Below are 7,810 nucleotides of genomic sequence, written 5' to 3'. Positions count from 1 at the left end.
ATCTTCGTCATGGACGGTCCCCTTGTCTGGTTCGACTCAGCATCGCCAGTCTGGCACATCGATGCCGTTCGGGGGCCGTCCACCCCATCATTGCGAGCGACTTGTCCGCCGAAGCCTTGGCGAAGGCGGAAGCAATCCATAGCGCCGCAAGCGGGACGATGGATTGCTTCGTCGCTATCGCTCCTCGCAATGACGGGGAGAAGCCGCGGCGTACTGGAGTCCCGCCTACGCGGAGATGACGATGGTGTATTGCGTCGCTACCTCCACGTCATAGCGAGCGAAGCGATTTGTCCGCCGAAGCTCGGAGAGCGAAGGCGGAAGCAATCCACCTCACCACTCAGGGATAGATGGACTGCTTGGTCGCTGGCGTTCCTCGCAACGACGGGGAGGGGCATAGCCGCAACAACGCACCTTGACTCCCGCCCGGCAAAATCGTTATAAAACATAACTATTCTGCGCAGGACCTAAAATTGCCCATGGGAAACGCCTCCACCGCCGCTGCGGGTCAATCCGACCTGCTCAAGATCGAGCAGAAGGGCGCGGTGCTGACCGTGGGCCTCAACCGCCCGGCCAAGCGCAATGCGCTCAACGATGGCATCATCCTCGCGATCCAGGATTGCTTCTCCAATCTGCCCGACGGCACAGGCGCCGTGGTCGTCCATGGCGTCGGCGACCATTTCTCCTCCGGACTTGACCTGTCCGAACTGACCGAGCATGACGCCACCGAGGGCCTGCGGCACTCGCAGATGTGGCACCGAGTGTTCGACCGCATCCAGTATAGCCGGATCCCCGTGATCGCGGCGCTGAAGGGCGCGGTGATCGGCGGCGGGCTGGAGTTGGCCTGCGCGGCCCATATCCGGGTCGCCGAACCGTCAGCCTATTTCGCGCTGCCCGAGGGCCAGCGCGGCATCTTCGTCGGCGGCGGCGGATCGGTACGGCTGCCGCGGCTGATCGGCGTGGCGCGGATGATCGACATGATGCTCACGGGGCGGGTCTATTCGGCGACCGAAGGCTCGGCCTACGGCTTCTCGCAATATCTCACGGACGCCGGCGGCGCGCTGCCGAAGGCGCTGGAACTGGCGGAACGCGTGGCGGCGAACGCGCCGCTTACCAACTTTGCCGTGCTGCAGGCGCTGCCTATGATCGCGGAGGCCAATCCGCAGACCGGCCTCCTGATGGAATCCCTGATGGCGACGGTGGCGCAGAGCGACAAGGAAGCCAAGCGCCGCATTCGTGCGTTTCTCGACCACAAGACCGCAAAGGTGAAGCCGACCTGACATGAGCGCCAAGCCCAGCATGTCCGCCTCGACCGATTCAGCCGCGCGCGCTGATCATCCGCTGCGCCCGATCTCGTTCGGCACGCCCGCGGTGCATGTCGAGCGCCGCGCCGACGGCACCATCTATCTGCGGCCGAGAGCGCAACTCCGCGACTATCCGGCGCGCATCACCGACCGCCTGCATCATTGGGCCGCAGCGGTGCCCGATCGGGTCTTCATGGCCGAGCGCAACGCCGCACGCGGCTGGCGGCAGATCACCTATGCGGAGCTGTTAACGTCGTCGCGGCACATCGCGTCTGCGCTGCTGGCGCGCGGGCTTTCGGCAGAAAAGCCGGTCGTCATCCTGTCCGGCAACTCGGTCGATCATGCACTCGTCGCGTTCGGCGCGCTCTATGCCGGCATTCCCTTCTGTCCGGTATCGCCGGCCTATTCGCTGGTATCGCGGGACTACGGCAAGCTCGGCTATCTGATGAAGCTGTTGACGCCCGGCCTCGTGTTCGTCGACGACGCGACGAAATTCGCCGATGCGCTCGCCGCCAACGTGTCGCTTGGCACCGAGATCGCGGCGTCACGCGGTGCGGTGCCTGGCCGTGATGTCACAACGCTTGCAGATCTGATAGCAACACCAGTGCATCCACGGCTCGACGCGGTGCACGAGGCCATCGGCCCGGACACGATCGCAAAATTCCTGCTGACGTCGGGCTCGACCGGCAATCCGAAGGCGGTGATCAACACCCAGCGCATGATCTGCGCCAACCAGGTGATGCTGCGCGAGACGCTGGCGTTCCTGAAGGACGAGCCGCCCGTCATCGTCGATTGGCTGCCGTGGAATCACACGTTCGGCGGCAATCACAATATCGGGCTGACGCTCTACAATGGCGGCTCGATGTACCTCGACGAAGGCAAGCCGATGCCCGGCGGCATCGAGGAGACCGTACGCAATCTGCAGGAGATTTCGCCGACGGTCTATTTCAACGTGCCCAAAGGTTATGAATCGCTGTTGCCCTATCTGCGCGACGATGCAGCCTTGCGCAAAAAATTCTTCACTCGCCTCCACGCCATGTTCTTCAGTGGCGCCGCGCTGTCGGCCTTCGTCTGGAACAGCCTCGACGAATTGTCGGTCCGGGAAACCGGCTATCGCGTGCCGATGCTGACCGGCCTTGGCGCGACCGAGACCGCGCCGTTCTTCATGTCGGTCAATCCGCATACCAGCCGTTCCGGCCATGTCGGGCTGCCGGTTCTGGGCAATGACGCGAAACTCGTGCCCAATAATGGCAAGCTGGAGGTTCGCGCCAAGGGGCCGAATGTGATGCCCGGCTATTGGCGTCAGCCTGATATGACGGCGAAGTCTTTCGATGAGGAAGACTTCTACAAGATGGGCGATGCGCTCAAGCCGGCCGATCCCGATAATTTCGACGCCGGTTTTGATTTCGACGGCCGCATCGGCGAGGACTTCAAGCTCGCAAGCGGCACCTGGGTCAGCGTCGGCCCGTTGCGGGCGCGCTTTGTCGCGGCCTGCGCGCCGCTGGCGCGCGACGTCGTGATTGCCGGCATCAACCGCGACGAAATCTCGGCGCTGGTGGTGCTCGATCTTGACGGTTGCCGCCTGATCAATCCGACGCTTCCACATGACGATCTGGCCACCGCGGCGTCGGATCCGCTGATCGTAGCGGCCTTCCGCGAACGCTTTAAGAAGCTCGTCGAGGGCGCAACCGGATCGTCGACCCGGATCACGCGCGCTGTGCTGCTCGATACTCCGCTGTCGATCGATCGCGGCGAGGTCACCGACAAGGGTTCGATCAACCAGCGTGCTGTTCTGGAGAACCGCAGCGTGCTGATCGAAGAGATCTATTCGCCCGCGCCACCGGCGCAGGTGATCACGCTGTAACCGAATTCGCGCAAAGCTTGTCAGGGAGAGCACCATGCAGTTGAAGGACCAGGCCGCCATCGTCACCGGCGGCGCATCGGGATTGGGCGCTGCGACCGCGCGCCGCCTCGCGGCGCAGGGCGCCAAGGTCGCAGTCTGCGATCTCAACGCCAAGCTTGCTGAGGACGTCGCGGCCGAGATCGGCGGCGTCGCCGTGATCTGCGACGTCTCCGACGCATCTTCGGCGGAAGCGGCGATCGCCAAGGCCGCGGCGGCCCATGGTCCGGCTCGCGTGCTGGTGAACTGCGCCGGCATCGGCGTCGCCAAGCGCGTGATCGGCAAAGACGGCCCGATGGCACTCGGTGATTTCGACAAGGTGATCAAGGTCAACCTGATCGGCTCGTTCAACATGCTGCGGTTGGCGACCGCTCCGATGTCGAAGCTCGAGCCGCTTGCGACCGGCGAGCGCGGCGTCGTGATCTCGACCGCCTCGGTCGCGGCCTATGACGGCCAGATCGGTCAGTCGGCCTATTCAGCCTCGAAGGGCGGCATCGTCGCCATGACGCTGCCGATCGCGCGCGAACTGGCGCAGTTCGGGATTCGGGTGCTGACGATTGCGCCCGGCCTCTTCCTCACGCCGCTGCTCGCCAACCTGCCGCAGGAAGCGCAGGATTCGCTTGCCGCCTCGATTCCGTTCCCGCGCCGCCTCGGTCAAGCCGACGAGTTTGCCTCGCTGGCGCTGCACATGATCGACAACCCTTACCTGAATGGCGAAGTGGTGCGGCTCGATGCCGCGCTGCGCATGGCGCCGCGGTAGGGACCCTTCATGTTCGTCAACCGGCGCGACGTGCAGATCCAGTGGGGCGATTGCGACCCCGCCAACATCGTTTACTACCCGCGATATTTCGCGATGTTCGACGATTCGACCTCGATCATGTTCGAAGCCGCCGGCTTTTCGAAACAGGACCTCATCCGCAAATATGGCCTCGTCGGCATTCCCATGGTCGACACGAGGGCTAAATTTCATATCCCGTCCACCCATGGCGACTGGATCCGGATCGAAAGCCGGATCGAGAGTTTCAAACGCTCCAGCTTCGAGGTGGTCCACAACGTGTTCAAGGGGGAGGCATTGGCGATCGAGGCGTTCGAGACCCGCGTGCTGGTCGGCAAGCATCCGGATGATCCCGCGAGGCTGAAATCGGCGCCGATGCCGCCGGAGATCATCGAGCGTTTCATGCGGGGCTGACTCAGTCTTCCGCATGATCTAAAGGAGGGGCTGAATAGCCCACCGAGTTTTGCTTAAAACAATTAATGATAATCCAAGGGAGGAATGAATGAAGAAGGCCTTTTTGTCCGCTGCGGCCGTTGTAGCGGCTCTCGCCTTGCCGGGCTCGGCGGTTGCGCAGACCAACGAAATCACGATCGGCATCACCGTCACCACGACCGGGCCCGCGGCGGCCCTGGGCATTCCCGAACGCAACTCGCTCGATTTCGTGCCGAAGGAAATCGGCGGCGTGCCGCTCAAGATCATCGTGCTCGACGACGGCGGCGATCCGACTGCGGCGACCACCAATGCACGGCGCTTCGTAACCGAGTCGAAGGCCGACATCATCATGGGCTCGTCGACGACGCCGCCGACGGTTGCCGTTTCCACCGTCGCGAACGAGGCGGGAATTCCGCATTTCGGCCTTGCGCCGCTCCCGATCAACGAGGCGCGCATGAAATGGTCGGTCGCGATGCCGCAGCCGATCCCGATCATGGGCAAGGTGCTGTACGAGCACATGAAGGCGCATGGCATCAAGACCGTGGGCTATATCGGCTACTCCGATTCCTACGGTGACCTCTGGGTCAACGACTTCAAGACCCAGGCCGTGCCCATGGGCCTGACCATGGTGACCGAAGAGCGTTTTGCCCGCCCGGATACGTCGGTCGCGGGCCAGGTCCTGAAGCTGGTCGCCGCCAATCCCGACGCCATTCTCATCGGCGCGTCCGGGACCGCCGCAGCGTTGCCCCAGACCACGCTGCGCGAGCGTGGCTATAAGGGCCTGATCTATCAGACTCACGGCGCCGCCAGCATGGACTTCATCCGCATCGCGGGGCCTGCGGCGGAGGGCGTGATCATGGCTTCCGGTCCGGTGATGTCGCCGGAATCCCAGCCCGACAGCGCGCTGACCAAGAAGCCGGGCCTGGCGCTCAACACCGCCTATGAGGCCAAGTATGGCGCCAACAGCCGCAGCCAGTTCGCCGGACATTCCTACGATGCCTTTGAAGTGCTCAAGCGCGTGATACCGGTGGCGCTGAAGAAGGCCAAGCCGGGCACGCCGGAATTCCGCGAGGCGATCCGTCTGGCGCTGATCTCGGAGAAGGAAATCGCGGCGAGCCAGGGCGTCTACAACTTCACCGAAAAGGATCGCTATGGCCTCGACGACCGTTCACGCATCATCCTGACCGTGAAGGACGGCAAGTACGTCCCGGCGAAGTGAGGGAAGGCAACGATTGAACCCTCAATGGTGAGGAGGCGCCAACGGGTCCGCGCGAATCGCGGCCCGATGGCGGCTACTCTGGATGGGGTCTGACAGGGGGGACGGCGCGAAGAGCGCCTTCCCACCCTACTTCTGGAAATTGAGCGGCGACAGATTGACCGCGACGTAGGGGACGTTGAGTCCGGCTTGACGCCAAGCGGCCATCTGCCGGCAGGCTTCGCGGATCGCCCATAGACCGATCTGCTCGATCAGGCCGCACTCCTCGGCCAGCGGGATGAACTTGAGGGGAGAGACCTCGCTGAGTACAGGGGCGGGCCAGCGCGCTAGCGCCTCGACGCGATAGAGGACGCCGCCGATCGTCCTGGTCTGCGGCTGATAGTGCAGCGTCAGCCCATCGCTTGCATTGGCCTGGCATAGCGCCGCGCTGTAGACGAGCCGCTGTTCGGCGAGCCTGTTCATGTCGGCGCTAAAGAAGCGGTGGGTGCAACGGCCTATCTGCCTGGCCCTGTACATCGCCGCGTCCGCTTGCTGCATCAGGGTGTCGATATCGGTGGCGTTGTCCGGATAGATGCTGATGCCCATGCTGGCTGCAATCGTTACCTGCCTGTTGTCGATCCAAAGTGGCGTCGCCAAGGCTTCGGTGATGTTCGATGCGACAGCGAAGCTCTCGCGATGCGCCGGGCGTTCCCTACCCATAAGCACTGCAACAGCCTTAGGCAGTTACAAAAAGTGAATTTTGGAGGGTTGCAGTTCGAGCCGAAGGCTGTTGCGCGCATGCTTCGAGTGTCGTTGCTTTATCGGTGGAGTGGGCTGGGAGATTGTTCGAAAGGACGCTCCCGATGGCACGACAGCAGATTGAGAGGTTAGATTTCGCAGACCGGAGCAGGATGACGTATCACCGAATGGATCGGGAAACCGGATCTTGTTCTGGCGCAGGAGTTTATTTCAAGTCTTGCGAAAGCTGCCACCATGTGGCGGCGGCAATTACCCGGACCTTAGCCGGCGCGATCCGGCCTCCTGATCATTTCTTCGGATCGTGTGCAAGGGCCGCATCTTTCACGGTGGCGGACCTGAGGTTTGCCTGGGTCGGCGTCGTGGTGGGCATCGCCGGGTTGGCTGCGCTGCTTCTTTTCGTCTGGAGCGAAATTGGAGCAGGCACGGTAAGTGCGACCGAACGGCGCGCAGATCCTTCCAGGCCGGCCGCCGTCCCTTGGGTTGAAACGCAGGCTGAGAGGATGGAAGCGATAAGACGACGGGGTCTGGATTTGTTGCGGGCGGACATTCCCGAAGACGAGCCGCCCCAATCGTTAGCGCGCGGTGACCGCCTCGAACTCTATGACGGGACCATAAAGCCAGTCATGCGCATCGCAACGGCCGGCGAGGGCGACAACAACGTTGCAGCACCGGCTCCGTTGCCGGCGGAGCCTGCTGCGAGCAAACCTGCCAAAGCAAAAGCAAAGGAGAAGCATGCAGTGAAGGCGCGTCCAGCGCATGGTGGTCATGCGCGGCGTGCTTCAAGGTATTCCCGTGATCGGGTTAGGGTGGTACACGCCAAGAACGTGCAAGCCGAGCCGCAGATGACCTCAGCCGGCGGACTGCAGGCAGACCGGGCGCCGCCGGAGGAGAACAAGTCGTTCGGCTGGTTCAAGCGGCTGCCGGACACGATCGTGCCGTCCTCGTGGATGGGCGGCTGGGAGAACCTGTGGGCGAAAGGAAATGGCGCTGGAAGTTCATCCTGCAGCCCGTCTGTAAATCCGGCCACAGGATGCCCGCGGGAGGTTCAAGCCGGCCCGCGATAGCGGTCCACAAGTGGCGCCTGCAATTGACCACGACGTCCTCCAGCTGCGTGGCCGAGAAACCCGTAAAGGACTTGAGATGCGATAACGCGGCGGCAGAGACCGTCATCGTCTCACTGCCGGGCGGCAGTCGAAGGATCCGGTCGAACAGATACGAAAGGTCTGTGACAGAAACAGGCTGCCATACCTTTGCTAATGGCCCTTCGCGTCATTCGCGGCGGCGCAGCAATTCAGTCGCTCTTGGAGCGAAGCGAACATTCAGCAAGTTGCATTTACCGAACCGAATTTATGATGGGGTGGACGCCCCGCCGACGGCATCGATGTGCCAAAGTGGAGGTGTTGAGCACCACTTAAGGGAGGCGTCCGTGTCAGAGATTATCACAGTCG

Annotated in this window: 6 protein-coding genes and 1 pseudogene; 6 read left to right on the top strand and 1 reads right to left on the bottom strand. The window is 62.9% G+C overall.

All coding sequences use genetic code 11. The annotated features are described in order from the left end of the window. Positions 1-476: 476 nt before the first annotated feature. From IVA95_RS03910 to IVA95_RS03890, 5 genes are all read left to right on the top strand, one after another. Positions 477-1,277, top strand: a complete 801-nt coding sequence (locus IVA95_RS03910) for a crotonase/enoyl-CoA hydratase family protein (RefSeq protein ID WP_247509308.1) — start codon at positions 477-479, stop codon at positions 1,275-1,277. Position 1,278: 1 nt separating this feature from the next. After that, on the top strand, positions 1,279-3,165 hold the full coding sequence (locus IVA95_RS03905; protein ID WP_247509307.1) for a feruloyl-CoA synthase: 1,887 nt from the start codon (positions 1,279-1,281) through the stop codon (positions 3,163-3,165). A gap of 34 nt (positions 3,166-3,199) precedes the next feature. After that, entirely contained in the window at positions 3,200-3,961 is a 762-nt protein-coding gene (locus tag IVA95_RS03900) for an SDR family NAD(P)-dependent oxidoreductase (protein ID WP_247509306.1), read from the top strand. A gap of 9 nt (positions 3,962-3,970) precedes the next feature. Beyond that, positions 3,971-4,390, top strand: a complete 420-nt coding sequence (locus tag IVA95_RS03895) for a thioesterase family protein (RefSeq protein WP_247509305.1) — start codon at positions 3,971-3,973, stop codon at positions 4,388-4,390. An 88-nt stretch (positions 4,391-4,478) separates the two neighbouring features. Then, positions 4,479-5,627 (top strand): ABC transporter substrate-binding protein, encoded by a 1,149-nt coding sequence (locus IVA95_RS03890; RefSeq protein WP_247509304.1) that lies wholly within the window; start codon positions 4,479-4,481, stop codon positions 5,625-5,627. 132 nt (positions 5,628-5,759) lie between these two features. Here the strand turns inward: IVA95_RS03890 and IVA95_RS03885 are convergent. Next, positions 5,760-6,329: pseudogene (locus IVA95_RS03885) on the bottom strand (EAL domain-containing protein); the annotation flags it as partial. A 200-nt stretch (positions 6,330-6,529) separates the two neighbouring features. On the opposite strand from IVA95_RS03885, the gene IVA95_RS03880 reads away from it, so the two are divergent. Continuing rightward, the gene (locus tag IVA95_RS03880; protein ID WP_247509303.1) at positions 6,530-7,426 is read left to right on the top strand and encodes a hypothetical protein; all 897 of its coding nucleotides are present in this window, start codon (positions 6,530-6,532) and stop codon (positions 7,424-7,426) included. The last annotated feature ends 384 nt before the right edge of the window (positions 7,427-7,810 follow it).

This window comes from Bradyrhizobium sp. 157 (genome assembly GCF_023073815.1).
Lineage (GTDB): Bacteria > Pseudomonadota > Alphaproteobacteria > Rhizobiales > Xanthobacteraceae > Bradyrhizobium.
Note: the sequence above shows the minus strand (reverse complement) of the source record. Positions and strands in the feature narration are given on the sequence as shown.